General features: G+C 44.5%; 22 protein-coding genes and 3 pseudogenes. 15 read left to right on the forward strand and 10 right to left on the reverse strand.

What is annotated here, in order from left to right:
• The first annotated feature begins 47 nt into the window (after positions 1–47).
• Positions 48–293 carry a transposase family protein gene (locus tag V7K62_RS26095; RefSeq protein WP_334869364.1) on the forward strand — a complete coding sequence of 82 codons (246 nt, stop codon included), beginning with the start codon at positions 48–50 and terminating at the stop codon, positions 291–293.
• A gap of 310 nt (positions 294–603) precedes the next feature.
• Positions 604–777, forward strand: coding sequence for a hypothetical protein (locus tag V7K62_RS26100; protein ID WP_334869233.1), 174 nt, complete (start codon positions 604–606; stop codon positions 775–777).
• A gap of 20 nt (positions 778–797) precedes the next feature.
• On the opposite strand, the pseudogene V7K62_RS26105 reads toward V7K62_RS26100, so the two are convergent.
• Positions 798–986: pseudogene (locus V7K62_RS26105) on the reverse strand (transposase); the annotation flags it as partial.
• Between the two features lie 130 nt (positions 987–1116).
• On the opposite strand from V7K62_RS26105, the pseudogene V7K62_RS26110 reads away from it, so the two are divergent.
• The 7 genes and pseudogenes from V7K62_RS26110 to V7K62_RS26140 form a co-directional block, all read left to right on the forward strand.
• Positions 1117–1740 (forward strand): annotated as a pseudogene (locus V7K62_RS26110) (IS4 family transposase); the annotation flags it as partial.
• A gap of 155 nt (positions 1741–1895) precedes the next feature.
• Positions 1896–2633 carry an SDR family oxidoreductase gene (locus tag V7K62_RS26115; RefSeq protein ID WP_334869235.1) on the forward strand — a complete coding sequence of 246 codons (738 nt, stop codon included), beginning with the start codon at positions 1896–1898 and terminating at the stop codon, positions 2631–2633.
• A 66-nt stretch (positions 2634–2699) separates the two neighbouring features.
• Positions 2700–3167, forward strand: a complete 468-nt coding sequence (locus V7K62_RS26120; protein WP_334869237.1) for a VOC family protein — start codon at positions 2700–2702, stop codon at positions 3165–3167.
• A 67-nt stretch (positions 3168–3234) separates the two neighbouring features.
• A complete protein-coding gene (locus tag V7K62_RS26125) occupies positions 3235–4041 on the forward strand; it encodes an SDR family NAD(P)-dependent oxidoreductase (protein ID WP_334869239.1) in 807 nt (268 codons plus the stop codon).
• Between the two features lie 558 nt (positions 4042–4599).
• Complete coding sequence (locus tag V7K62_RS26130; protein ID WP_334869241.1) at positions 4600–5169, forward strand: hypothetical protein; 570 nt, start codon at positions 4600–4602, stop codon at positions 5167–5169.
• Between the two features lie 70 nt (positions 5170–5239).
• Positions 5240–6292 (forward strand): alpha/beta fold hydrolase, encoded by a 1053-nt coding sequence (locus V7K62_RS26135; protein WP_334869243.1) that lies wholly within the window; start codon positions 5240–5242, stop codon positions 6290–6292.
• Positions 6293–7252, forward strand: coding sequence for an alpha/beta fold hydrolase (locus V7K62_RS26140; RefSeq protein WP_334869246.1), 960 nt, complete (start codon positions 6293–6295; stop codon positions 7250–7252).
• On the opposite strand, the gene V7K62_RS26145 is transcribed toward V7K62_RS26140, so the two are convergent.
• The 4 genes from V7K62_RS26145 to V7K62_RS26160 form a co-directional block, all read right to left on the reverse strand.
• On the reverse strand, positions 7218–7478 hold the full coding sequence (locus tag V7K62_RS26145; protein ID WP_334869248.1) for a hypothetical protein: 261 nt from the start codon (positions 7476–7478) through the stop codon (positions 7218–7220). The two genes, V7K62_RS26140 and V7K62_RS26145, sit on opposite strands and share 35 nt — an antisense overlap.
• Positions 7479–7608: 130 nt before the next feature.
• Entirely contained in the window at positions 7609–8844 is a 1236-nt protein-coding gene (locus V7K62_RS26150) for an LL-diaminopimelate aminotransferase (protein WP_334869250.1), read from the reverse strand.
• Positions 8845–9010: 166 nt separating this feature from the next.
• Positions 9011–10363 carry an NAD(P)/FAD-dependent oxidoreductase gene (locus tag V7K62_RS26155; protein WP_334869252.1) on the reverse strand — a complete coding sequence of 451 codons (1353 nt, stop codon included), beginning with the start codon at positions 10361–10363 and terminating at the stop codon, positions 9011–9013.
• Between the two features lie 234 nt (positions 10364–10597).
• Complete coding sequence (locus V7K62_RS26160; protein WP_334869254.1) at positions 10598–11524, reverse strand: DUF4349 domain-containing protein; 927 nt, start codon at positions 11522–11524, stop codon at positions 10598–10600.
• 237 nt (positions 11525–11761) lie between these two features.
• Here V7K62_RS26160 and ilvC point away from each other — a divergent pair, with 237 nt between their 5' ends.
• On the forward strand, positions 11762–12757 hold the full coding sequence (ilvC, locus tag V7K62_RS26165) for a ketol-acid reductoisomerase (protein WP_334869256.1): 996 nt from the start codon (positions 11762–11764) through the stop codon (positions 12755–12757).
• Between the two features lie 337 nt (positions 12758–13094).
• Here ilvC and ovoA read toward each other — a convergent pair whose 3' ends face one another.
• Positions 13095–14441 carry a 5-histidylcysteine sulfoxide synthase gene (gene ovoA, locus V7K62_RS26170; RefSeq protein ID WP_334869258.1) on the reverse strand — a complete coding sequence of 449 codons (1347 nt, stop codon included), beginning with the start codon at positions 14439–14441 and terminating at the stop codon, positions 13095–13097.
• A gap of 178 nt (positions 14442–14619) precedes the next feature.
• Here ovoA and V7K62_RS26175 point away from each other — a divergent pair.
• Positions 14620–14739, forward strand: a pseudogene (locus V7K62_RS26175) (glycerophosphodiester phosphodiesterase); the annotation flags it as partial.
• Positions 14740–14983: 244 nt separating this feature from the next.
• Positions 14984–16159 carry a DUF3466 family protein gene (locus tag V7K62_RS26180; RefSeq protein ID WP_334869260.1) on the forward strand — a complete coding sequence of 392 codons (1176 nt, stop codon included), beginning with the start codon at positions 14984–14986 and terminating at the stop codon, positions 16157–16159.
• A 283-nt stretch (positions 16160–16442) separates the two neighbouring features.
• Here the strand turns inward: V7K62_RS26180 and V7K62_RS26185 are convergent, their stop codons facing one another.
• The 4 genes from V7K62_RS26185 to V7K62_RS26200 all read right to left on the reverse strand — a co-directional run bounded on the left by V7K62_RS26185 (position 16443) and on the right by V7K62_RS26200 (position 21736).
• Positions 16443–17138, reverse strand: a complete 696-nt coding sequence (locus V7K62_RS26185) for an SAM-dependent methyltransferase (RefSeq protein WP_334869262.1) — start codon at positions 17136–17138, stop codon at positions 16443–16445.
• 218 nt (positions 17139–17356) lie between these two features.
• Positions 17357–18460 (reverse strand): iron-containing redox enzyme family protein, encoded by a 1104-nt coding sequence (locus V7K62_RS26190; RefSeq protein ID WP_334869366.1) that lies wholly within the window; start codon positions 18458–18460, stop codon positions 17357–17359.
• Positions 18461–19202: 742 nt separating this feature from the next.
• Positions 19203–21041 carry a peptidoglycan D,D-transpeptidase FtsI family protein gene (locus V7K62_RS26195; protein ID WP_334869264.1) on the reverse strand — a complete coding sequence of 613 codons (1839 nt, stop codon included), beginning with the start codon at positions 21039–21041 and terminating at the stop codon, positions 19203–19205.
• Between the two features lie 20 nt (positions 21042–21061).
• The gene (locus V7K62_RS26200) at positions 21062–21736 is read right to left on the reverse strand and encodes a hypothetical protein (RefSeq protein WP_334869266.1); all 675 of its coding nucleotides are present in this window, start codon (positions 21734–21736) and stop codon (positions 21062–21064) included.
• Between the two features lie 493 nt (positions 21737–22229).
• Between V7K62_RS26200 and V7K62_RS26205 the strand changes: the two genes are divergently transcribed.
• The 3 genes from V7K62_RS26205 (at position 22230) to glgB (ending at position 25890) form a co-directional block, all read left to right on the forward strand.
• Positions 22230–22454: a hypothetical protein gene (locus tag V7K62_RS26205; protein ID WP_334869268.1), complete on the forward strand. Its 225-nt coding sequence runs from the start codon at positions 22230–22232 to the stop codon at positions 22452–22454.
• Positions 22455–23086: 632 nt separating this feature from the next.
• A complete protein-coding gene (locus tag V7K62_RS26210) occupies positions 23087–23419 on the forward strand; it encodes a hypothetical protein (protein ID WP_334869269.1) in 333 nt (110 codons plus the stop codon).
• Positions 23420–23598: 179 nt separating this feature from the next.
• A complete protein-coding gene (gene glgB / locus V7K62_RS26215) occupies positions 23599–25890 on the forward strand; it encodes a 1,4-alpha-glucan branching enzyme (RefSeq protein WP_334869271.1) in 2292 nt (763 codons plus the stop codon).

Consider the following 25890-nt stretch of genomic DNA (forward strand, 5'->3'; position numbering starts at 1 on the left):
TTTAATAATAGACATCTCCAAAATAGTAATGTTCCATTGACACCCCAATTAAGAAACCAAGAAATGGGGAGTTGACAATTGAACAGAAAATAGAAAAGAAGGAGTTTTCATCTAAACGAATATTTATTGAACATCGAATCCGTTCGGTGAAAATATTTCGAGTCGTCCAAGACAGATTTAGGTTAAATCCCAAAAAGTATGAACAAGTAATTTTGACAATTTGTGGACTAGTAAGATTACGAATTAGAGCGTTAATATTGCCAACAAAAATAGCCCCCTTACCGTCAGGCTAAAATCAACGCATATAACTACATATTTTTGCCTTGTTATTATCAATAAATATCTCAAAGCCATATTTACTCGTATTGACTAGCTAATTAGCGATGCTTGCACTTGCATCTTATAAGCTAGTCACAGCAAAGCTTTGATAGTTTTCGGAGATGTCTGACTTTAGAACAATGGGAACTGCTGTCAGGACTCATTCCTAAGCCGAAAACTGGTGTTCGAAAACGGAGTGTGGATATGCAACCGATCGTTAACGCAAGGAAAGTACATCTTGTGTGCAGGTTGTGCGTGGCGAATGCTCCCAAACGATTTTCCTAAGTGGAAAACTGTGTATCATTACGAACGAAATGGCGAAAAGATGGAACATGGCAGGAAATTCACGAGCGCTTACGTTTGTGGGTACGTGTCAGTCAAGACCAAGAACCATCCATCACTCTCAGAAGCAATTATGGCACGAGCCTTACCGTTGAAACAGCAACAATGATTTCCTAAGAAGTTGGTTACGACTCAGCATAAGCTTTGGAGCGATCGCGAGAAACCACTTCAACTCCTGGATGTTCCTTTAACCAAGCGGCTAAAGTTTCCGCTTCACGGTCTGACAACAGAGCGATGGGCTTCTTACGCTCCAAGTCAATCAGCACGGTCTCATAGGTTTGGCGTTTTCGCAAAGCAAAGTCATCTACCCCAAGAATCTGGGGCGTGATTTCTGTGCGCTCTTTTATTGCTTCTTGAATTTCTCGCATATATATATCGCTTTGCTTTGTCACCATTACCTTTAATAATTCTTGCTCAATACTATTAAGCTTAGAGCGGCGATCTCCTCCTTGGGGTCTATATATACCTTATCAAAACCCTGGATATAATAGGCGCTCTCGTCGTAAATACGGAGACAAAGTTGATTGTCATAACCTTCCTCAGAAGTATCTATGTAAAAGTAGCATTGAGGATGAGATCCAAACTGACATTTACCAAGCTACTTTACTCCACAAGGAATTCGCTCAAGCACTGAATGTAGTTATTTTAGTCAAAACTAATCTTAAAAGTAATGCTTGTAGTCATGTAATCCTATTCTCTAGTGACCTAGATTTGTTCTACGAAAAAATAATAGATTATTACAAACTGCGCTTCCAAATCGAGTTTAATTTCCGTGATGCCAAGCAGTTTTGGGGACTGGAATATTTCATGAACTTAAGCCAAACTGCCGTGACTAATGCTGTTAATTTAGCATTTTTCATGGTCAACTTGTCCCATCATCTTCTCTTGGATTTTCGTCTCCTTAATCCCGACTCTGGCATTATTGATTTGAAGACTCATTATCGTGGTTTTCGATATGTTCGTGAAATGTTAAAAATGCTTCCGGAAATGCCTGAGCCTATTTTATTAACCCAGATTTTTGCCAAGCTTACTGCTTTAGGTCGTATTCATCCCGTCTCTACAGGCGTTGAACCCTCGTAAATTGGCAATGGTATTGTAGGGAATTACGCCTAAGACACCGCGTAACGATTTATATCGTAATAAATCAATTCACTCAATAAATCAAACTATAGCCCTTCAGAGTAATTGATAAGCAAAGTTATCTTTTGTCCAACAAACAACATGAGAGGTTCGGTATGAAGATTGTAGTTATTGGTGGCAGCGGACTCATTGGAAAAAAGCTCGTGAACAACCTTCGTCAGCTTGGTCATGAGGTCGTGGCGGCATCACCCTCATCGGGTGTCAACATCATCACGGGTGAGGGACTGGCTGAAGCGCTGGCGGGCGCTCAGATTGTTGTCGATGTGGCGAACTCGCCTTCGTTCGAGGACAAGGCAGCGCTGGAGTTCTTCGAGACAGCCGGTCATAATCTCCTTGCCGCAGAAGCGATCGCTGGTGTGAGGCATCACGTTGCGCTGTTGGTCATCGGCACCGATCGCCTGCTTCAGGGTGGTTACTTCCGCGCGAAGATGGCGCAAGAGAATCTGATCAAGTCCGCCAAGATTCCCTATACGATCCTCCGCGCAACGCAGTTCTTCGAGTTACTGAGCAGCATCGCCAGCCTGAGCAGCATCGCCAACCTGAGCAGCGATGGGCAAACGGTTCGCTCGTCACCTGCCCTTGTGCAGCCCGTCGCGTCGGATGACGTTGCCGCCGCACTGACTGACATCGCAGTTGGGGTACCAGTGAATGGCACGGTGGAGGTGGCTAGTCCCGAAAAGCTACGTCTTGACGAACTCGTCCGACGATTGTTGAGCGCAAACCAGGAAGCACGCAAGGTGATCACAGACATCCAGGCACGCTATTCCGGCGTAGAGCTAAACGATCGATCCCTCACCCCCGGCGACAAGCCGCGCATCGGGGCGTTGAATTAAGCGATCGCTGAAGAACGAAATGTAACCAATGTGGGCATCAAGCTCACCAACCTAACGGAGAACAAGATGAGCAACATTCACATGGACAGTAAAAACATGAAAATCGAGGTTTTGGTAGTGCCCGTCTCCGACGTCGATCGAGCCAAGAGCTTCTATGAGGCGTTGGGGTGGCGGCTAGATGCCGACTTCGTGACTGGTGAGGACTTCCGGGTGGTGCAACTGACGCCTCCCGGCTCGGAGTGTTCGATCATCATCGGCACTGGAGTCACGTCAGCCGTGCCGGGATCACTTCAGGGTTTGCATCTGGTCGTTTTCGACATCGAGACAGCCCGCACCGAACTCGTCAATCGCGGCGTCGACGTGAGTGAGTTGTTCCACGACGTGGGGGGGATATTCCACCACTCCGGAATCGAGGGACGGATAAATGGCCCAGATCCGGAACGTCGCGATTATGGCTCGTTTGCCTCGTTCAGTGACCCGGACGGCAACAGTTGGGTGCTCCAAGAGGTGAAGACGCGGGCTGCCGGTCGGTGATGGGACATCAGTCGCTCAAGGACATTAATTCACTACGAAACGTTTCTATTCACAAAGGAGCAATATCATGAACAACCTAACTAATAAGACCGCACTCGTGACTGGAGCATCCAGTGGAATCGGTGCCGTCTATGCTGATCGCTTTGCAAAGCGTGGTTACGATCTCGTGCTGGTGGCGCGTGACCGCGCCCGAATGGAAGCTCTAGCCGAACGACTGCGCCGGGAAACCGGAGTGGCGGTTGACATTCTGCAAGCGGATCTCGCCGATGCGGGTGAACTCGCTCAGGTAGAGGAGCGGCTACGCACCGACACGCGCATCGGTATCCTGGTCAACAACGCCGGTGCCAGCATTGCCAGCAGTTTCATCGAGCAAAGCCCGGACGAGGTGTCTAAAATTATCAGCCTCAACACCACAGCGCTAACGCGGCTTGCCAGCGCCGTTGCTCCACGGTTCGTCAAGGCGGGCGATGGCGCAATCATCAACATCAGTTCGGTTGTCGGGCTAGCACCGGAATTCGGTCTGACCGTATACGGCGCAACCAAAGCCTTCGTCCTCTTCTTCACCCAGGGACTCCACCTCGAACTTGAACCTAAAGGTGTTTACGTTCAAGCTGTGCTACCGGCATCAACACGGACGGAAGTCTGGGAGCGCTCAGGTTGGGATATGAATGCGCTACCGCCTCTTATGGAAGTTGATGAACTGGTGGATGCCGCCCTTGTTGGCTTTGATCGCCGTGAGATAGTCACCATCCCATCGCTTCCCGATGCGGATCAGTGGAACACCTTCGACGCTGCTCGTCAAAGCATGATCCCAAATTTCAACCAGGTACATGCCGCAGACCGTTATCGCCTCGTGACACCTAATCGGGGCTAGCCTCGCGTTTGAGATCGCCCACATTGAACTTGATTTAGTAAGGACAGAACAATGGATATGTATCGCCTTCTCCGTATCCGGACATAACGAATCTTCCTACTCTTGATCGTCGGGCTTTTTGGCATACCAAACACTGGTTTGGGGCTGTGTTGCAAGCTTCTCAATTCACTGAGAATGCCAATGCCCAAACCCGACAACAGCAGGTTGAGTCATTCCTGCATTCTGCTCTGAAAGCATCAATAACCCTGCTCAAGTCCGAGTCTTTTGCTGAGGTTTGACGATGAATGTCTCGCAAACTTATCCTCTCTCTACACACCAGGTTTTGTGTACAGAGGACGTGTAAATTTCATCGATCTCAATCATTGAAAGTGTGCAGCAATCAGACTTTTTTGATGACACGAATTTGTCCCCTGTCATTTAATTTGACACTATACAAAAAAGTAATTCGACCATTGTTTTGATCGCGGCTGACGTGACATAAAAACAGTGACATTTACGAGGGCGCGATCGCTCATTTAGCAAGCAATTCGACAAACCATTACAGAGAATATCACAGCGATGTTTTTAACAAAGAAAAAAGTTCAAGGATTTTTGCTCATTCTGGCACTCGCCCTCAGTGCGGTAGTCGGTTTATCAATGCGCCATTCCGAAGCAATCGTGGCACAGCCATTCGCTCAAAAGGCTACGGCAACTGTGTATCGGGCACCGTCTACTGCTGTGGCGCAGCAACCCGCCCAGACCGGTGCCCAGTTCAAAGACGCGACCGGAGACAAGGCAATCCGCCCCTTCCGCATCAACGTGCCAGAGGCGGCACTCGTCGATCTCCGCACTAAGGATGAGATGCTCGACGACATCAGGCTCTACTGGCTCACGAACAGCGCGATTTCTTCCGCGCAGCTCTACTGGGAAAATAACGCCAACAACTTCAACGCCGTGGACATCTCCATTCCTGCTGCCGTGACGGTCTTTCCTGGCGAGATATACCGAGCGCCACGAAGCTGGTCTGAGCGTAGTTACCACAAGCTCATTTATTTCCACGAGGTTGATAAGGGCGGTCACTTCGCAGCGTGGGAACAGCCGACACTCTTTGCTGCCGAGATCCGTGCAGCGTTCAGATCACTGCGCTGATCGGAGAGAGATAGAGAAGCAGGTACACATCGCAGATACATGGAACTTAAATCGAATTGAGGAAAGATAAATGTCCGATGCAATCAACCATCATCGCCGCCGCTTTTTGGGCACTGCGGCTATGACCATTGCTGCCGCCCAGCTTGGCATGTTCGGTTCTGCGATCGCCCAATCCAGCAAGATAAAATCGGCAAATCTGCCCCCGATTAAGCCGGGGACGCACACGTCATTCAACGCACTGAAGCAGATCGATGCTGGTGTCCTGAATGTTGGGTATGCTGAAGCCGGTTCCGCCGATGGTCCTGCGGTCATTCTTCTGCACGGCTGGCCCTACGACATTCACAGCTTCGTCGATGTCGCGCCTTTGCTCGCGTCGGCAGGGTATAGAGCGATCGTGCCGCATCTGCGCGGCCATGGTACGACGCGCTTTCTTTCAAGCGAAACGCTCCGAAATGGACAGCAGTCGGCGATCGCGCTCGATATGATCGCTCTGATGGATGCGCTCAAGATCAAGAAGGCAATCCTCGCTGGGTTTGATTGGGGGGCGCGGACGGCTGACATCATCGCGGCACTCTGGCCGGAACGCTGCAAGGCGCTCGTCTCGGTGAGCGGTTATCTGATCGGCAGCCAGGAATCCGGCAAGATGCCGTTACTGCCAAAAGCTGAACTCCAATGGTGGTACCAATATTATTTTGCCACGGAACGCGGTCGGGCAGGCTACGACAACTATCGGCACGACTTTGCCAAGCTCATCTGGCAGATTGCATCGCCGAAATGGAACTTTGATGATGCCACGTTCGATCGCAGCGCCGCATCCTTCAACAATCCCGATCACGTCAGTATCGTCATCCATAACTACCGCTGGCGGCTCGGTCTGGCTGTTGGCGAGCCACAATATGACGATCTGGAAAAGCGGCTTGCCGAAGCTCCGGTCATCACCGTGCCCACCATTACCCTTGAAGGTGATGCCAATGGTGCGCCGCATCCAGATCCCAGTTCCTATGCCAAGAAATTCTCGGGCAAATATTCGCACCGCACTATTAAAGGCGGCATCGGGCACAATTTGCCGCAGGAAGCCCCACAAGCCTTTGCTAGAGCCGTCGTCGAAGTTGACGGTTATTAATTGGCATTAGCCTGCTCCATCCAAGACATCGCAAAAGGCAATATCCAAAGAAAAACATTTAGAACGTCTGACGGTGCTGCATTGAACTACATCAGTGCGGGTCAAGGCAAACCGATCGTGATGCTTCACGGTTGGTCGCAATCAGCGGAACAATTCAAATATCAAATTCCCGTTTTTGCCGAACACTATCAGGTGATCGCGGTTGATCTGCGAGGACACGGTGAGTCTGAGAAAGTATCGTTTGGTTATCGCATCGCTCGCTTGTCTAAAGATATTCACGAATTGATCGTCGCTCTGCAACTCGAAAAGCCGCATCTACTAGGTCACTCAATGGGATGTTCCCTGATCTGGAGCTACCTCGATCTGTTTGGATTAGATGAGATTGATCGGTTAGTGTTGGTCGATCAATCTCCATTGGGAACGTTGCGATCGCATTGGAGCGCACAAGAAATAGCAGACTCCGGAGCAGTTTTTACTGCTGAACAACTCAATGCAACAGTACACACCTTGGAGAACGGCAACGCGGAGGAACTGACTCGAAACATCCTGACTTCAATGGTCACACCAGCAATATCAAAGGAGCAGTTTGAGTGGATTGTCGAGTGCAACCTTCGTTGTCCACGAGCGATCGCTGCGACGCTGCTGTACAACCATCTTCATACAGACTGGCGCGATCAAATTGTCAGGATTCGTCAGCCAACTCTGATTATTGGTGGCAGAAAAAGTATTATTCCGTGGCAATCGCAGGTCTGGATCAATCAAAGCATTCCTAACTCCGAGTTGGAAATTTTTGAAGTGGCTGAAGGCGGCGGACATTTTATGTTCATCGAGAATCCAGAAAAGTTCAACCAACGAGTTTTGCAGTTCCTACCGCGTAAGAGTCGTTATCAGATAAAAATTCAAGCTGTACAATTTTATCCTCATTTCAGATATCAATTACGGCTAATACTCTATTGTTAGAATTTTTATTAATCGTAAATCCAGAAAGTATATTTTTAACAAACTCTTTTTTTTCAGAATCGGTAGAACAATGCAATAAAATAAAAATTAATTGCAAAGGTGTACTTTTACCACCACCATTTTGACTTCCAAGGGGGAAAATGCTAGGGATAAATTCTGGTTCAAAAGTTATATCAACGTTCTTTAAAATGCGAAAATCTGGAACTTGGACTCGGAATAATTTCATAAAAAGCTCCTATTGCCAACTTGATACTAACTATCTTGATTCTCAAATAGGGTGGACACTGCCCACCCTAATCTTTGAGACTTCCAGATTGAGTTTAACTAAGATAGTCAGACTTAATGTAAAAAATGCCTTACACCTTAAACTTCTCGGTAATCCGCTTCATCGCCTCTTCCACATTCTCCCGACTGTTAAACGCTGAAATGCGGAAGTAACCTTCACCCGCAGCACCAAAGCCAGAACCAGGTGTTCCAACAACGTTGACAGTTTGCAGCAGCTGATCAAAGAATTCCCAACTGGATAAACCATTAGGCGTTTTTATCCAGACATAAGGTGCATTCACACCACCATAAACTGATAATCCGGCAGATGTGAGTTTCTCGCGGATAATTTTGGCGTTTTCTAGATAGAAACTCACCAATCCTTTGATTTGCGCTTGTCCTTCTTCAGAATAAACCGCTTCGGCTCCCCTTTGGATAATATAAGAAACGCCGTTGAATTTGGTAGACTGGCGACGATTCCAGAGTTTCCACAGTTCGACATCGGAACCATCGGCGGCTTTTGCGGTGAGTGTCTTCGGTACCACAGTTAAGGCACAACGGGTTCCTGTAAAACCTGCATTCTTGGAGAAAGAACGAAATTCGATCGCAACTTCTCTTGCACCTTCAATTTCATAAATGGAGTGGGGAATCGATGGATCGGTAATGTAAGATTCGTAGGCTGCATCAAAGAAAATAATCGAGTTATTAGCTTTGGCATAGTCCACCCATGCTTTGAGATATTCTTTGGTAGCAGTTGCGCCAGTCGGGTTATTGGGGAAGCAGAGATAAATTAAATCGACTTTCTTTGAAGGAATCTCGGCGGTGAAGTTGTTCTCAGCCGTAATTGGTAGATAGACTAAACCCTCAAATTCGCCTTTATCGTTGGCATCCCCAGTATTTCCCACCATAACGTTAGTGTCTACATACACGGGGTAAACAGGGTCAGTAACGGCAATTATATTGTCATGTCCAAAGATTTCCAAAATGTTGCCCGTGTCGCATTTGGAACCGTCGGAGATAAAGATTTCTGAGGCATCTATATCGGCTCCTCGTGCTTGAAAATCATGAGTAGCAATTTTCTCCCGCAACCAAGCGTAGCCTTGCTCTGGCCCGTAACCTTTGAAGGTGTTGCGATCGCCCATTTCTTCCACAGCTTTAATCATCGCTGTGCGGCAAGCCTCCGGCAGAGGTTCGGTAACATCACCAATGCCCAACCGGATGACTTTAGCATCAGGATTCGCTTCTGCAAAGGCATTCACCCGCCGAGCAATTTCTGGAAACAGATAACCCGCTTTCAGTTTCAGGTAGTTGTCGTTAATACTTGCCATTATGTAAATTATGAAAAACGCCCTCAAATAGCTTACTGCTAATTTATGAGGGCGGGGAGTAAGAATTTTAGATTTTAGATTTTAGATTTTAGATTTTGGATTTTAGATTGAAATTTAATCCAAAATTTAAAATCCAAAATCCAAAATTGAATTGCCCAATTAGATATTATCGGCTGTTGACTATTTCCTGATGTGTAATAACTGTTGCGATCGCTAATTCGTGAGTGTGTGAGGATTCTTGTCCTGTAATCAATCTTGCTCCGCGATTACGGGTGAAATAGTTCCATGCCCACTGAATCATTACTACTAATTTGTTGTTAAATTCAATTAGGAAGTAGATATGAATCAACAGCCAAAACACCCATGCAAAGAAACCTTTCAGCTTGATAAAGCCCAAATCGACTACAGCAGAATTGTGCCCAATCATCGCTAAACTACCATGATCGGTATAAGCAAAGGGTGGCAAACTGTTTCCTGCTAGCTGCTGTTGGACTAGTGCTGCTACGTATTCACCTTGCTGCTTCGCTACAGGTGCAACCCCAGGTAGCGGTTTACCATTTTGATGAGAAAAATTTGCTAAGTCGCCAATTACAAAAATATTGGGATGTCCCTTAATACTCAAGTCAGGTTCAACGATAATCCGTCCAGCGCGATCGCACTCTGCACCTGTGTGTTCTGCTAACACTTTTCCCATTGCTGAAGCTTTCACACCTGCTGCCCATAATACCGTTTTTGAGGCAATTTCTTTAACTTCTTCGCCTTGTTTGAGGGTAACAAGATCATTTTCAATATTCGTTACCAGCGTTTTTGTCTGGACAATCACCCCCAACCGCGTTAGAGATGCTTCGGCTTCTTGTGATAACTCTGGTGCAAAGGGTGGCAGAATGCGATCCAGCCCTTCTAATAGCAAAATCTTGGCTTCTGAGGTGTCGATGTTGCGGAAGTCTTCTTTGAGAGTCTGGTTTGCCAATTCTGCGATCGCCCCCGCTAATTCTACACCAGTTGGGCCACCACCAATAATTACAAAAGTTAACCAAGCACGGCGTTTTTCTAGATCAGTTTCTTTTTCTGCGGCTTCAAAGGCCGTAAAAATCCGGCGACGCATTTCTATGGCATCTTCTACAGTTTTCAAGCCTGGAGCGAATTCTTCCCAGTTGTCTTTGCCAAAGTAGGAATGCTTCGCACCTGTGGCGACAATTAAGGTGTCGTAACGTATTGCTTCGTCGCCCACGATCACTTTTTGCGCTTCTGGATCAATATTATTCACCTCTCCTAGCAGCACTTTCGTATTCTTGCTCTTACTAAGCACAGAACGCAAGGGTGAGGATATATCAGCCGGAGATAGGGCACCTGTGGCGACTTGATATAGCAGCGGTTGAAATAGATGAAAGTTGCGTTTATCGATCAAAGTAACGTTTACCGCCGCTTTAGCGAGTGTTTTTGCCGCATAAAGTCCACCAAAGCCACCACCAACGATTACTACTTGATGAGGTGGATTATTGTCAAGTGAATTTACCATAAGAAATATTATCGTGTATGCCGACTAGTGTAACTATTCTTAACAAATTTGTATCAAAATTGTCATCACATATTTTGTATTGCTCTTTACATTTGAAAAAGTATTAAAGTAAGCAAAAGTACAGGATAAACAAAACTTTTTAAGACAAAGGTGCAGAGAATAAGAGTTGGCAATATTTTAATCCCTCTTTGCTTGTGTAGATTTATTCAAGATAGATGTAGCATTTATGCAAATTTACTTAGAAATAGTTGACTCTGGTGTTTGTGTCAAACGTGGTGAATGAGTCTGCCGCCAACGGGTAAAACCATAGACAAGAGCAGCAAAAATTAACAAATAGGGACTGTAAACAATTAACCAAATACCCAGCTTGAGTAAGCCAACGGAAAATGCACTCAAAGAGTGGGTAGAGTTGTTCCAAGTTTCCTGAACTTGCAAACCGAAGGCAGGCTGGGGACTGGTGCTAGAAACTGCTGCTTCTAGATTCAGCGTAATAGTGGAATAAGCAACTTGATTTTGTAGGCTTTTCAGTTGGGCATCAATTTGTTCTATCGTCTGGCGGACATTACTCAGTTCTTGAGTAACACTAAGTACATCTGTAATAGAACCTGCCCGATCCATAATTTTTTGCAAACTAGCTTCAGTTTTCCGCAAATTAGTTAATCTAGCTTGGAAATCCACCAAGCGATCGCCCACATCTTCCGCCGTGATATTACGACTCTCGACAGTGCCCAATTTAGCTAATTGTTCTAAGGTAGATTCCAGCAGGTTCTCTGGTATTCGCAATTGTATTGTTGCTGTATAACGCGGGTTGTCGTTTTTGGGTTGTTGTTGTTTCAACCCGATCAAATCCCCTTGCTGCTGATTGATAATTTGCGAAACGGCATCAATAGTCTTATCTACAGAGTTGACAGTCAAAGAGATTGCTGCCTTTTTAATGAGTTGAGGACGAGAACGGGCTATTGGTGCAGCTTCCGCCTTTTGGGAAAGACTGCTTTCCTTAGCAGGTGCAGATGCTGGATTTGCCGCACTATCGGCTGCAATCGGAGGTGAAGCTTTATTTCCTGACTGATGGGAAGAGGCGCAACTGGTGAAAATCACCCCTCCTAATAACGCACTGATAAATAAAGCAGATGTGCGCGGCAATTTAGTCGAAGTATACATAATCTACCCCCAGATGGATGAAGTTAATCCCAGTATTGCTGAAGAAAAACTCAAAGCCTGTATTGTTGCAATTTATGTAACATGGTTAGTCATTTGTCATTAGTCCCCTCCTCTCCTCATCCCCTGAGTTCAAAAAGATAAATTGAATGATTGACAGTTCATCTGTGGTTACTCAATTTGGGGTACAATCGGAAGTCTGCCAATTAATGACGATGCTTGCTGACAGGAGATGCTTCTATGGCCCGGATGTATTATGACGAAGATGCCAATTTAGACCTTTTGGCTGGAAAAACTATTGCTATTATCGGCTATGGTTCTCAAGGTCATGCCCACGCTCTCAATCTCAAAGATAGTGGTTTGAATGTGATTGTGGGACTATATCCGGGTAGTAAGTCAGTCGCCAAAGCTGAAGCAGCTGGGTTAACTGTGAAAAATGTTGCCGATGCTGCCAATGCTGCTGACTTCATCATGATTTTGTTACCTGATGAAGTTCAAAAAACGATTTACAAAAACGAAATTGAACCCAATCTAGAAGAAGGGAATGTGTTAGCTTTTGCCCACGGTTTCAATATTCACTTTGGGCAAGTTGTACCACCGGATAACGTAGATGTGGTGATGGTCGCACCAAAAGGGCCGGGGCATTTGGTACGGCGGACTTATGAAAGTGGAGAAGGTGTACCAGCGCTGTTTGCAGTTTATCAAGATGCCAGTGGTCAGGCACGCGATCGCGCCATGTCTTATGCTAAAGGTATCGGTGGGACTCGCGCTGGTGTTCTCGAAACTACTTTCCGCGAAGAAACCGAAACCGATTTATTTGGCGAACAAGCGGTATTATGCGGTGGTTTGAGTGCTTTAATCAAAGCCGGATTTGAAACTTTGGTAGAAGCTGGTTATCAACCAGAATTGGCTTATTTTGAATGTCTGCATGAAGTCAAGCTGATTGTTGACTTGGTTGTAGAAGGTGGTTTAGCCAAAATGCGCGACAGTATTTCTAATACGGCTGAATATGGCGATTACACGCGTGGGCCTCGGATTGTCACCGCACAAACTAAAGCTGAAATGCAGAAGATACTCAGCGAAATTCAATCTGGGCAATTTGCACGAGAATTTGTTCTCGAAAATCAAGCTGGTAAACCAGGATTTACCGCCATGCGTCGTAAAGAAGCTGAACACAAAATTGAGGAAGTTGGTAAAGATTTACGCGCTATGTTTAGCTGGTTGAAAAAAGCTTAAGCACTGAAGTTGTGCCTTCATTAGTCTAAACACACAATGGCTTAGACTTGTGTAAAAGTCGGGAAAAGGTTAAGAGGATGTTTGAAAAGTATTTGGCTGTGATTTTAGGCACTTTGATCCCCCCTAACCCCCCTTAAAAAGGGGGGGAACCGGAATCAAAGTCCCCCTTTTTAAGGGGGATTTAGGGGGATCTAAAACTATTTGATACCGACAATAGGACTTTTCAAACAACTCCCTAAGAGCAAGCCTATGCATTAGTCACATCTTTCTTAACATTGCTCAAAGGCAGACAGGAAGCAACTGACAGAATAGAATTATTAAGGCTGAGAGAAAAGCTTTAATTTCTCCTGTTACAATGCCTTTGACAAATCCGAAAACCAGCGTGCTGATAAAAATTGGGACGGAACCAGTTGCGGTAATATTTTAAAGCTTCTGTACCATTAGTTATCCAACATCCTCCTAACATCATTTGATGTTTATCATCAAAAAAGATGGCAGAATTATCTTCATAAAGAAAATGAGGTTGATATCCTGGAAGAGGGTTTAAGTTATTACTCAACCATTCCCAAACATTCCCACGTAAATCATACAAGCCCGAATAACTTTTGGCTGTTTCTAACATCCCAACAGGACTAGGGGAGCCAAATTTTAAATTGAGATTATAATTTTCTACATGATCTAATAAACTATTACCATAAGTTGCTAAATGGTATTCTGGTTCACTCATTAAGCGAGTATCTTTTCCTTGCCAACGACAATAAGCCATTGCTTCATAGTAATTGACTTCTACAGGCCAATCTAGGGGTAAATCGATTTCATCAAACATAGCTCGATATTTGTAGCTACCATTTTCATGTAACCAAAATTTGGGCTGTTGAATGTTGTATCGAGTTTTCCAACTCCAAGATTCTTCATCCCAATATTCTTGATTTTCGTAACCACCAGCCTTGACAAAATAGATAAAATCGGCATTGGTAATCAGATATTTACTGGCAAAAAAGGGTGCAACTTCAACAGTGCGATCGCCATAATCAATATCCCATCCATAAGTCGAATCATCATCGGCTTTACCAAGTTTTACTACTCCACCAGCAACTTCTATCATTTCGTTCTCAGGAGTGTAACCATTAAAAGGGGCATATTGCCAGTTTTGAGGACGTTTCACTCTCTCAATCGGTAGTTGGCGAATTAACATCGAAGAAGTTTCAATGTGAATACGCTGGTGTTCAATCCCCATCATTAAAGCCCAAAGGGGATGATTGGGATGAATTGGTAGACTAATTGGGGTGGTCTTAATTAGTTCCGAAATTATGGAATATGCTTGTTCTCGATATTCCCAAGTCTGTGCAACTTGCGGCCATTCCAGATGAGCGATCGCTTCATTCAACTCCTCTGGTTTTTCTGGATCAACTCCAATTTCAAACAAAATTTCATAGTCTGGATTGAGGCGTTTTTCTAATAATCCCACCTGAATTAATTTATTGATGTAGAAAATAGCCGAATGTCCCAGATAAAAAATTAGAGGATTTCTCAAAGGGTCAGGATTGAGATAAAATGTCTCTTCCCCGACCAGACTTTTCAACAATATATCTTCCAGTTGCCAAGCATTCTCAAAGTAATCGAGGATAACTTGGTTATTACAACTATCAAGTTTTGGAGGTTTAGCAGATTGCAGATTATTCATGGTGTAACTAAATTATTGAATTATGAGTTTTCCGGCTCTTGATAAATGTATTGAAACTGGATTGATCCACCTTTGATACTCATTAACACAATATCGTTAACCCAATACGGTTGACAAACTGGTTGGTCAAGGATATCTATTAGTTGAAGTAAGTGGCTACAGCGTCAAACCCTAGTAAAGCACTACATCTTTAGTTATAGATGCTGATGCGGCTGGTTTGCTGGTTCATGTCTGAACTTTCCGCAATGAAGACTGTTTTTTGCCACTGGACTTTCAAGGAAATCCCCAAGGGGAATATGAACAGGACTTACGCAGAAGAGATCCCCCAACCCCCGATAAATTGGGGGCTTTCAAGTTCCCCCCAATTTATCGGGGGGTTAGGGGGGATCGAGGTTTCAAGCTTTGATTGCGTAAGTCCTGATGAACTATTTTTCAACTTAGGTATTGATGGCGTATTTAGCGACTACCCAGATTACGGCAGCTTCCCACCCTACTGTTCAGTGGTAATTTGGTAGGGTAATAAAAAATCAGGGCAAAGTAACATGGTTTTACTTAAGTGGAAATCCTGTATAACAGCAATAACCTTTACCGCAATCAGTCTGACTGCATCCAAGTCGGCATTGGCGGTATCTTTATACTCACTTACTGACTTAGGCAATCTTACAGGAGAAGCCTACAGTTACGCTTCAGATATTAATGACTCAGGTGAGGTAGCCATTAATACTTTGGGTGGTTCTTTGTTTTACAGCAATGGTTCCTTCCAAAAAATTAGTCCGTTGCCTGGTGATAATCAACTTGGAGTGACTGGTATCAATAACTTGGGGCAAGTAGTTGGTAATTCGGTCGGTAACATCGGCAGTGATAATCGCGCCTTTATTTACAGTGGTGGAACAACGCAAAGTATCGGTATTAACGGCATTCCTTATGCTATCAATGACTCAGGTGAGGTGGTTGGCGGTACGACTGGTGGCGGTATATTCCCAAAACTTGCCTTTCCCTACGGGGCCGCTTTCCTATATAACAATGGTACGACGAATATTATTAACAATAATTTAGAACAAAATTATGTTGCTTATGGCATAAATAATCGAAGTCAGGTAGTTGGCATTTTCGGTTCTTCCAGCCGAGCATTTTTATCCGAGAACGGTATAATCACTAATCTCGGTACCCTCCCAGGTGACAAGTACAGTCAAGCAAACGATGTTAATGACTCAGGACAAGTAGTTGGTAGTTCGGGACTGACTGGAGTAAATGATAGTCGTGCTTTTCTCTACAGTTCCAGCACAGGACTTCAAAACCTCGGTAAGTTACGTCCTACAGATTTGTTCAGTACTGGTTTGGGGATCAATAATTTGGGTCAAGTAGTCGGGTACTCTGGCAGTAACAATAACTTTTTTGCAGCAGATGGCAATGGTTTACGGGCTTTTCTTTACAGTGATAACACTCTGTACGACTTAAATGACCTGATTGCTCCTGGTTCGGAAGCTGGCTTTACCTTGACAGCAGCATCAGCCATTAATAGTAATGGACAAATTGTCGGTCGTGGTGCAATTAATGGTGAATTACACGCCTTCCTCTTGACGCCAATCTCATCTGTCTCTGTAGCTGAACCAACTTCAGGCTTTCCTATTTTGTCGTTTGGTGCTGTTGTAATTTTATTTGCAGCACTCAAGCGCAAACCTGACTCTAGTAGTGTAGCTATACAACAAAAAAGTTAATGCAATAAGGATACTTATTGAAAATCCTTGAAGATATGTCTCTAAGCGGATGTTTGAAAAGTTCTTAGTGATGTATCAAATACTCTTAGATCCCCCTAAATCCCCCGATAAATTGGGGGACTTTGATTCCGTTTCCCCCCTTTTTAAGGGGGGCTAGGGGGGATCGATAAGTGCCTAATAAATATCACAGCCGACCACTTTTCAAACAACCTCTAAGCCACGCTTCGAGACACATCTGTACTTTAGGGAAGGGATGACATCACTGTTAAGTTGTTCTCGATTTTCACAAACTAGTCATTACCTGAGCTAATTGATTAGATAAATCAATTACAGACTCCTGGGATTTTTTAAATAAAACTCCAGCTAAAAAATAATAATCTCCAGAATAAAATGCCATCTGGTTTTTTTGGAGTTTTTCGATGTGCTTCTTTACCTTGGGGTCAGAACTATAGTAGCCAAACTGCAAAGGTAAGACCATGAAGTTTTGAACATAATACCCATTTTCTTTTGCTATGTTCAACGTATTTATTGGATTAGAAAAGCTAGATATTAAAACCAAGACATTTTCATAACCTAACGATAAAAGCTCGTTGGTAACAGTGGCTCCATCTATGCCACCAAAGAGAAGTGGCATATAAATATCATTATCTGGTGCGGGCAGATAGGGCGGATTGGCTACAAGATACTTGGCATCGGGTTGAGAAGAATTAAACAAAGATGAATTATGGATGATGTATTTATTAGTGAGATTGTATTCATCGATAGTTGAATTTGCGACTTTCCATGCAGAAGTATTTAATTCAAATCCCTGAATGACTCCATCAAAGTTGTTTCTCAATAAAGAATTAATTACAGGGCTACCATCTCCTGAACCAAACTCCACTATAGATTCGGAATTTTTACAATTTCTGATAACAAAGCTTTCTAAGCAATTTGAATAGAAATTAGATTCTTCAGGACAAAAAAAGATATCTTTCATTTGACTGCACTTCAAGGTGTAAGGTATAATCAATGTAATAGAAGGTTATTTATTACCTTCTATTAAGGCAACAAAAAACTGTTGCTTTCGCAAAGGGTTGCTAAAGAAATGTATTTGCAGGTGAATTGGCAATAAAATGACTTAAAACGTCAAATTAAAACGCTAAAAATAACCTGCTATTTATAATTTTTTGGATTGTTCGCTATGAATCAAGCAGCTTATTCGGCTTCGCGTATCGATCGTACAACAGCACCAGCGGCGCGATCGCCCATTAGTTTCTCCTGGTCATACCCAAGCAGCAGTTCCCACGCATCATTGGGATATCGTTCTGCCAAAGACAAAGCTACATCATCTAACATCCAACGACCGTGGCGTTCATCTTCCCTAATGTGCAGTTCCCAATAACCCATCGCCGCCTCTGACAGTTCCAGTCGTTGCGCCGCTGCCAGATAGTTTTTGTAAGCCGCAGGCCCAGCCACTTCAAAATATGTTAACGCGCCACTGTAACGTAAGAAATAGCGTTTGCGATCGGTAGTCAGAAAGTTATGATTAGCACAAGCTAAGACTTCCCAAGGAACTAAATCAAAGTATCCTTCTGGTTCAGTATTCATGCCAAACTCAGCCAGCATTTGAGCAAAAAATGTCGAGTGCTTGCGGGATAAACGACCATTGCCGTATTCTTCTAGCAATACTCGCACCAGCGTACACTGCACTTCATTAGCAGCACCACCCAATACGTAGCAAAGACGACTACCTTCAACCAAACCATCAAAGGAGCCGATCGCTAGCAAGTGACGATAGCCAGCTTCAGGCATTTCCTCACGAATGTAGCGGCTACTCTCCGACAAAGGCGGATTTAAATCGGCAGATGCACGCTCAATTAAAGCTTGTTTTACATCCAATTGCTGCAATGCAGCCACATCGATTTGTGCTAGTTCCCACTGTTGCCAAGCAGCTTCAATTTGGTCACGACAAGAGTACAAATAAAGCGATCGCTCATTGGTATAGTGCTGCAAATCGTCGTACCAAAACAGCTTTAGCCGATTAATTCGATAAAGTATCCGTTGGAGAAAACGGTGAGCCTGTTCATCAGAGCGATCGTTTCCATAAGCAGCGCCAATTGCCATAGAGAGCGACTGTTCAAACTCACTAGCTATTGCAGGATTTGCATCCAGTTTCTTGTCCAAATCCTCCATTGCTAGCAGTTCTATAAATTGCTCCTCAGCACGGTCGTGGTCGTACTTGGTAATTGTTCTTTCTTCTATTTGCGTGCTATTTTTAGCAGCCCCAGGGTTAGGAAATATAACTAAATTACTTTGCATGGAATCTTCGGTAGCATTGGAAAAGTGAGAAATTAGTTTCAACTGTAATACTTAACTTCCCACACGAGTAGCTTTCTCTACCTCTTTCCCTGGTTATAGAGAAAGATTAAGTTTCCAAGCAAAGGGGCATTGAGCAATTCAATTTTGGGTTTTGGACTTTGGCGTGAGCGCTCAGTCGAAGGATTGAGGATTTTGGATTAAATTTCAATAGACCTCTTGCATAAATCAAAAATAAGAACCCCACCCCGCCAAAGCTACGCTTTGTCTCCCCTCCCCGCTTGCGGGGAGGGGTGTTACGGACTTTTGCAAGAGGTCTAATATCATGTCCGTATAATTAGTTGTGATTCCCACAGTCATTGCACCCCACCCCTTGCTAAGGGGAGGGGAGCCAAAGCACAGCTTTGTCTCTTTGGGGTAATTCGGGTTTAATAAGTAATCAAGCGGACATGATATAATCTCAATCGGACTTACGCACTTTAAAAATTGAGCATCATGTGCATATCAAGCTTATTAAGATAAAAGTCTTGTCCTACCTCGTCCTGCCTCGTCTGCCTCGTTCCCAGGCTCTGCCTGGGAATGTGATCATGGAGGCTCTGCCTCCGCGTTTGACAGGAGGCAGAGCCTCCCACAAGAGCATTACAAGGCTCTGCCTTGTAACGAGATGTAATGCACATTTGGTTATGTCTGTCAATGCGTAAGTCCTACTAAAATCCAAAATCTAAAATTCTTGCTCCCCCACTCTCTACGGCACTTGCGTCTGTTGCTCAATTGCCTTACTGGGCGGAATCTCCTCAAGAGGAATCAGGGCTTCGAGCACCGATTTCACAATTGGTGCGGCGACGGTAGAACCATAAGCACTTTCTCCTTTTGGTTCATCCACCAGTGCGAACACTACATACCGAGGAGATTCCACGGGCAAAATAGCCACGAAGCTGGTCATTCTAGCACCCTTGATGTAGCCGCCATTCGGACTAGCTTTTTGGGCTGTACCAGTTTTACCAGCAATGCGATATCCCGGAATTTGTGCCGCCTTGCCGCTGCCTTCAGTAACCACAGTTTCCATCATTTCCACAACCTTTTGGGTTGTTGCGGCTGAGAAAATTTGGCGGGGGATGGTGCGAGTGGGTGAATCATGCATCTGCCCTTTGCTATCAATCAGCCCTCGAACTACATGGGGTGTAACTAACTTACCGCCATTAGCTAAAGCAGCGTGCATTTGCACTAGTTGTAACGGTGTCATGGAAAAGCCTTGTCCAAAGGAAGTAGTAGCTGCTTCAATCGGGGAAGCGATAAATTCTTCTTGACTTTTGAGCCGTCCGCCAACTTCAAAAGGTAAATCTGTATCAACTTTTTGTCCTAACCCCAAGCGTTCTAACCAGTTGTAGTAGATTGAAGGCTTTAAACGTTGGATAATTTGCACCATACCAATATTGCTGGAATATTGCAAAATCTGAGCGATGCTGATTCGCCCATTACCATTATTCATCGCATTTTTGATAGTGTAATTAGCTACTCGAATAGAGCCGGAGTCATTAAACATATCATCTGGTTTGATGACGCCATTTTCCAGAGCGATCGCCACATTCAAAGGCTTAAAAGTCGATCCCGGTTCATAAAGATCCGCCACCGTCCAGTTTTTAAATAGCGAAATATTAGCTTTAGCGTATTCATTAGGGTTATAAGTAGGCTGAGAAACGAGGGCGAGTAAGGAACCATCCAACGCATCCATAACAATTACCGCCCCACGTTTGGCGTCAAACTTCTCCATCTGTTGTTTGAGCGCCATCCGAGCAATTCGTTGCAGACGGCTATCGATAGTGAGTTGCAGTTGCAAATCATCAAAATGCAAAAAACCTTCGGGCGCATGATCAGGCATCAGTACCCCATTACCCGACCGACTGAGCCGCACCGTTTGCACAGGACGTTCTAGCAACTTCTCTTGAGAGTATTCCACACCTGCTTGACCACGACGGTCAACATTCACGTAGCCCACCACATCAGCAACCAAATCGTCTGAGGGGTAATATCGGGAGTATTTTTGAGTCCACTCCAGGCCATTTAAGCGCAAAGAGATGACGCGATCGATAATTTCTTCTGGTAAGGCTGGCGCAAGTATAATTCCACTTCTTTTGCTTTGAAAAGTTTTCACCAATTCCGCAGAATCTTTTGCCAAAATTGGGGCAAGTCGCTCTGCCATATCTTCATTAGACTTATCAAACAGCTTGGGATGAGCGTACAAAGTATATACAGGACGGTCAATCGCCAACAGATTACTATTGCGATCTAACACCGGGCGACGGGGCATAAAAGGTCGCACATTCACCATTTGCTGGTTGCGTGCTTGCTCAGTTAACTTTGGCCCCTTGACAATTTGTAGGTTATACAAGTTGATCGCCAACCCCAAGCCTGATGCCATTAATACGCCCCAGACGATGAACAGTCGGGACTTAGTATTGAATGTTTGTCCTTGCATATTAGAGGCTAATTTTCCCAAAAGCCCTCGTTTATAACCCTTTTGTCGCCTTATGAATCCTGGATTCTGAAACTTTCTGAATTTTGTTCTGCTTGGTGACTTCTGCATTGGGTTCTGACGAATTACAATTAGTATCCCAGTGGCGAGAGTGTTTGCGCTTGCGTTTCAGAATTTGGCGTTGTGTTAGACGATGCTGGCTTAGGACTCTGAGATGCTGGAGGCAAGAAAATCATCCCTTCGGGAGTTGGCGATACCAGCCCTGCTGCTGGTTGTTCTGCTTCATTAGCCATTTTATTTTTCAGCGTCGCGTTGGTTGTTGTTATCAGCCGTTCATGACGTTGGAGGTTTTGCAGTCTGCGATATGACTGACCCCAAAGCTCTTGAGAATATACCGTCCAACCATAAACAGCAAGTGTCGATACTACTAACAAGAATGCCAAAACTGACGAATAACGATCAAAGGTGTACAAGCGCAGCAACCACAAAGGTGCAACTCCAGAATTAGGCATCGGAAGGCGAAGAAAACCTCCCCCCGGACTCTTCTGGTTCGCATTCAACTGCTGATTGAGATTTGGTAATTTTTGTCTACCCAACTCTTTCACCGATTTGGGTATAACTGCCTCATTTGTGGGAGAAACCGCTAAATTTTTCGAGGAACGCTGTTGTCTTTGAGAGGATACTGGTGTCGAAGCGCTCCGTGCTGCTGACTCCATACGCGCAGAGCGTCGCCTCCCTAAAGAAAGCATAGAATCTCGCCGGAACCAATTACCCCTTGTAGAAACAGATTTACGAGCAACTACCATAAATTTTTTAGATGAAAAATACTGTACTTTAGATTGATTGTCTTGATTGTCTAGTTTTTGCTAAGGTTAAAATAACCTTCTGTGCAATCAGCACACATAACAGACTACACCCTTTTAACTTTTCTGATAGGTAAGTGTACCAATGTTGTATTCCCTAGATATGCAATGTTTGCAATCAGCGATTAGAAACTGGACAGCTTACCCTTTAGGTATTGCACCTAAAGTATGGCAACGTCGGGTAGCAAGGTGCAATAGTCTGTGAAAAAAATAAAATTTTTTGCTATCATAGCTCCGTTTGCTAAATAATTTGGTAATTTTCGTTTTGCTCCTGAGTTAAGAGAAACTAATCAGGATACGCAATTCCAAAAAGAATACCCCAAAGGATTGTTTTTTTTAAGTATGTAATCTCGCAGAATTTAAAAAAAGCAATAAATACGGTATCGTATTCAACAGGCGAAAAATTGTTCTAGCCACAATTGGTGAAAGAGGAGTTATGAAAACAAAAATCTTTGGTTTTGCTCTCATGTTAAGTCTGGCTGCAATTCTTGGGGCCTGTGAAGGTGGTGGTGATGGTGCTGGTACTGCTACTCCAGCTGCTACAGGTGAACCAACTGATGCACCTGCTGGTAAGTCTACTCCTGCCGCGACTCCTGCCGCGACTCCCGCAGCGACTCCCGCAGCGACTCCCGCAGCGACTCCCACTGCTACTCCTAAATAAGGCATCTTAAACTTTAGTTTAAATCACGCCCAGAACTACTTAGTGAAAGCGTTCCTCACTACATAGCTCGAAACATAGCTCGAATTAATTAGGTTCACGTAAAACTTGCATCTTTATGATGTTTGTTTCTCAGAGCCTATAGTTTGCTCAAATGTCAACTAAGTAGGGCAGGAAGTAGAGGACTAGAGGACACTGGTCAAGAGGGTTACGTCCTCAACCAAGTGTCCGCCTGAAATTCCCGCCCGCTCAAACCTTGTTCCCAGTCCAAGGGAGTTGAGTGAATCTAAGCTATTTTGTAGTCAAGATATTTCCCTCGTTTGGCATTTTAAATTGCTTATAGCGGTTCTCGGCCCAAGTGATGTACAAGAACCCCACCTCCAACCCCCTAAGAGCAAGCGAAGAGGGGGCTAAGATCTACCTTGTATGATTAGGAAACGCTATAAACTACTGAGTTTTGAGAGGGCAAAACAATTTATCGCGATCGCTGGCAATTGCTCTTGAGCATTCCTGTAGTCTATTCCGTATCAGGAAAGACCTGGTAATCTCCCCTGATATTGCCAGATTTTTATTGGGAAAATTTGGGCCTGGGGCAAAACAGATTTTCATCCTGCGTTGTGAACGTAGTTCAGGAGATGAGGAGAGTTAAAACGAAAAAGTCTATAAAATTACTGTGCTTAATTATAATTAGTACAACCTTGATTGCGTTAAGTAGCTATTGGAGATCAGCTGCAATAGCACTACCGCCACCAGAGGATACACCAGAAGAAATATTACGGACAAAGATTATTATAGAAGCGCGATCGCCCATTGATGGAAGATTCCTAACAGCTGCCGAGTATGTCCAATTGCAAGCCCAGTTGCAAGAAGTCCCGCCACCAAAACTAGACCCCAAAATTCGGGAACAGATTTTCTTGCTTCGCTTACGTAAAACATTATTTCAGTTTTTCCCCTTTTTAAAGTTTTGATAAATTACTCAAGAGTCATTAGTCATTAGTCATTAGTCATTCATCCTCTGCCCAATGCCCAATGCCCCATTCTGATGTAGGATAACGGTGGCGACAAAATTGCAAATAAATGTAAAGAATATATATAGATATTAAAAAAGTAGATTTAGTCAATCAAGTTATTTCACTTAGGTAGCTTCATGTCCATGACCACGATCGCCCCTGAACAGGTTAACAGCATCGTTTGGAATCAGCATAACGATCCCTTTGAAATACTAGGTTCTCATCCCATAGAACAAGACGGCAAAACTGTCTGGGCTGTGCGAGCCTACCTACCAAATGCAAGTGCAGCCTGGGTCGTTCTTCCTGAACAACGCAAGGAATACCCAATGCAAACGGTGCATGATCCCCACTTTTTTGAATGCACCATTGAAACCGCAGAACTGGCAAACTACCAGTTACGGATTAAAGAAGGGGAACATGAGCGTGTCATCTATGACCCTTATGCTTTCCGTTCTCCCCGGTTGACAGACTTTGACTTGCATTTGTTTGGTGAAGGCAACCATCACCGGATATATGAAAAACTGGGAGCGCACCCCACCGAAATAGACGGCGTTAAGGGAGTTTATTTTGCTGTTTGGGCACCTAACGCTCGTAATGTTTCATTGTTGGGAGATTTCAATCTCTGGGATGGACGTAAAAACCAGATGCGTAAAGGCCCCACCGGGGTTTGGGAATTATTTATTCCTGAAATTGGTGTGGGAGAGCATTACAAATATGAAATCAAAAATTTTGAAGGACACATTTACGAAAAATCCGATCCCTACGGTTTCCAGCAGGAACCCCGCCCGAAAACGGCATCCATTGTCACTGATTTAGATGCTTACAGTTGGAGTGATGAAGGCTGGATGGAAAAGCGGCGTCGCACTGAGCCGCTCACTCAGCCAGTTTCAGTCTATGAAGTGCATTTAGGCTCTTGGTTACACGCTTCGAGTGCAGAACCTGCTAAACTCCCCAATGGTGAAACGGAACCTGTAGTTGTCGTTTCTGAACTGAAACCGGGCGCACGCTTCCTTACCTACCGGGAACTAGCTGACCGACTCATTCCTTATGTCAAAGAATTAGGATATACCCATCTAGAATTGCTGCCCATTGCGGAACATCCCTTTGATGGTTCTTGGGGTTATCAAGTAACTGGTTACTATGCCCCCACCTCGCGTTTTGGCAGCCCCGAAGATTTCATGTATTTTGTTGACAAATGTCACGAAAATGATATTGGGGTAATTGTAGATTGGGTTCCTGGTCACTTCCCCAAAGATGGACATGGTTTAGCTTTCTTCGATGGTAGCCACCTATACGAACACTCTGACCCCCGCAAAGGTGAACATAAAGGATGGGGTACTTTAGTGTTCAACTACGGTCGCCATGAAGTCAGTAATTTCTTAGCAGCAAATGCCCTCTTCTGGTTCGACAAGTACCACATTGACGGGATTCGTGTCGATGCTGTTGCCTCGATGCTCTACAATGATTATTGCCGCGAACCAGGAGAATGGCTGCCCAATCAGTACGGCGGCAGAGAAAATATAGAAGCAGCAGATTTTCTGCGTCAGGTAAATCACATTATCTTTAGCTATTTCCCCGGCATTCTCTCAATTGCGGAAGAATCTACTTCCTGGCCAATGGTATCTTGGCCCACCTATGCAGGCGGACTGGGCTTTAACTTGAAGTGGGATATGGGGTGGATGCACGATATGCTGGATTACTTCAGCATGGATCCTTGGTTCCGTCAGTTCCACCAAAACAATATCACCTTTAGTATGTGGTACAACCACAGTGAGAACTTCATGCTGGCCCTGTCTCACGATGAAGTGGTGCATGGCAAGAGTAATATCATCGGTAAAATGCCGGGGGATACATGGCAGAAGTTAGCAAATGTGCGTTGTTTATTTGCCTATATGTTTGCTCACCCTGGCAAGAAAACTATGTTTATGAGCATGGAGTTTGGGCAGTGGAGTGAGTGGAATGATTGGACAGATTTGCAATGGTATTTATTGCAGCATGAGGCTCACCAACGGTTAAAAACGTTTTTCCAGGAATTGAACCATCTCTACCGTTCTGAACCAGTTTTGTACACGCAGGATTTTGCCCAAGCGGGGTTTGAGTGGATTGACTGTAGCGATAACCGCCATAGTGTAGTTTCCTTCATGCGTCGTGACAAGGATTCTGATGATTTTGCGATCGTCGTTTGCAATTTTACACCACAACCCCATTCTCATTACCGAATCGGTGTGCCGCAAAAGGGATTTTATACCGAGTTGTTTAATAGTGATGCGCGTCAGTATGGCGGCAGCAATATGGGCAATTTAGGTGGTAAGTGGACGGATGATTGGTCTTTGCACAGTCGTCCTTATTCGCTGGATTTGTGTTTGCCACCTTTGGGTGTGTTGATTCTCAAGTTGGATAAGAAGAAGACTGCTGAGGTAATTGGATAA

It is taken from the genome of Nostoc sp. (assembly GCF_036917935.1).
GTDB lineage: Bacteria > Cyanobacteriota > Cyanobacteriia > Cyanobacteriales > Nostocaceae > Nostoc.

Excerpts from the sequence above, each read along its gene's own strand:
- V7K62_RS26115 (WP_334869235.1), top strand. The coding sequence starts at position 1,896 with ATGAAGATTGTAGTTATTGGTGGCAGCGGACTCATTGGAAAAAAGCTC.
- V7K62_RS26120 (WP_334869237.1), top strand. The coding sequence starts at position 2,700 with ATGAGCAACATTCACATGGACAGTAAAAACATGAAAATCGAGGTTTTG.
- V7K62_RS26125 (WP_334869239.1), top strand. The coding sequence starts at position 3,235 with ATGAACAACCTAACTAATAAGACCGCACTCGTGACTGGAGCATCCAGT.
- V7K62_RS26130 (WP_334869241.1), top strand. The coding sequence starts at position 4,600 with ATGTTTTTAACAAAGAAAAAAGTTCAAGGATTTTTGCTCATTCTGGCA.
- V7K62_RS26135 (WP_334869243.1), top strand. The coding sequence starts at position 5,240 with ATGTCCGATGCAATCAACCATCATCGCCGCCGCTTTTTGGGCACTGCG.
- V7K62_RS26145 (WP_334869248.1), bottom strand. The coding sequence starts at position 7,478 with ATGAAATTATTCCGAGTCCAAGTTCCAGATTTTCGCATTTTAAAGAAC.
- V7K62_RS26150 (WP_334869250.1), bottom strand. The coding sequence starts at position 8,844 with ATGGCAAGTATTAACGACAACTACCTGAAACTGAAAGCGGGTTATCTG.
- V7K62_RS26155 (WP_334869252.1), bottom strand. The coding sequence starts at position 10,363 with ATGGTAAATTCACTTGACAATAATCCACCTCATCAAGTAGTAATCGTT.
- V7K62_RS26160 (WP_334869254.1), bottom strand. The coding sequence starts at position 11,524 with ATGTATACTTCGACTAAATTGCCGCGCACATCTGCTTTATTTATCAGT.
- ilvC (WP_334869256.1), top strand. The coding sequence starts at position 11,762 with ATGGCCCGGATGTATTATGACGAAGATGCCAATTTAGACCTTTTGGCT.
- ovoA (WP_334869258.1), bottom strand. The coding sequence starts at position 14,441 with ATGAATAATCTGCAATCTGCTAAACCTCCAAAACTTGATAGTTGTAAT.
- V7K62_RS26180 (WP_334869260.1), top strand. The coding sequence starts at position 14,984 with ATGGTTTTACTTAAGTGGAAATCCTGTATAACAGCAATAACCTTTACC.
- V7K62_RS26185 (WP_334869262.1), bottom strand. The coding sequence starts at position 17,138 with ATGAAAGATATCTTTTTTTGTCCTGAAGAATCTAATTTCTATTCAAAT.
- V7K62_RS26190 (WP_334869366.1), bottom strand. The coding sequence starts at position 18,460 with ATGCAAAGTAATTTAGTTATATTTCCTAACCCTGGGGCTGCTAAAAAT.
- V7K62_RS26195 (WP_334869264.1), bottom strand. The coding sequence starts at position 21,041 with ATGCAGAAGTCACCAAGCAGAACAAAATTCAGAAAGTTTCAGAATCCA.
- V7K62_RS26200 (WP_334869266.1), bottom strand. The coding sequence starts at position 21,736 with ATGGTAGTTGCTCGTAAATCTGTTTCTACAAGGGGTAATTGGTTCCGG.
- V7K62_RS26205 (WP_334869268.1), top strand. The coding sequence starts at position 22,230 with ATGAAAACAAAAATCTTTGGTTTTGCTCTCATGTTAAGTCTGGCTGCA.
- V7K62_RS26210 (WP_334869269.1), top strand. The coding sequence starts at position 23,087 with ATGAGGAGAGTTAAAACGAAAAAGTCTATAAAATTACTGTGCTTAATT.
- glgB (WP_334869271.1), top strand. The coding sequence starts at position 23,599 with ATGTCCATGACCACGATCGCCCCTGAACAGGTTAACAGCATCGTTTGG.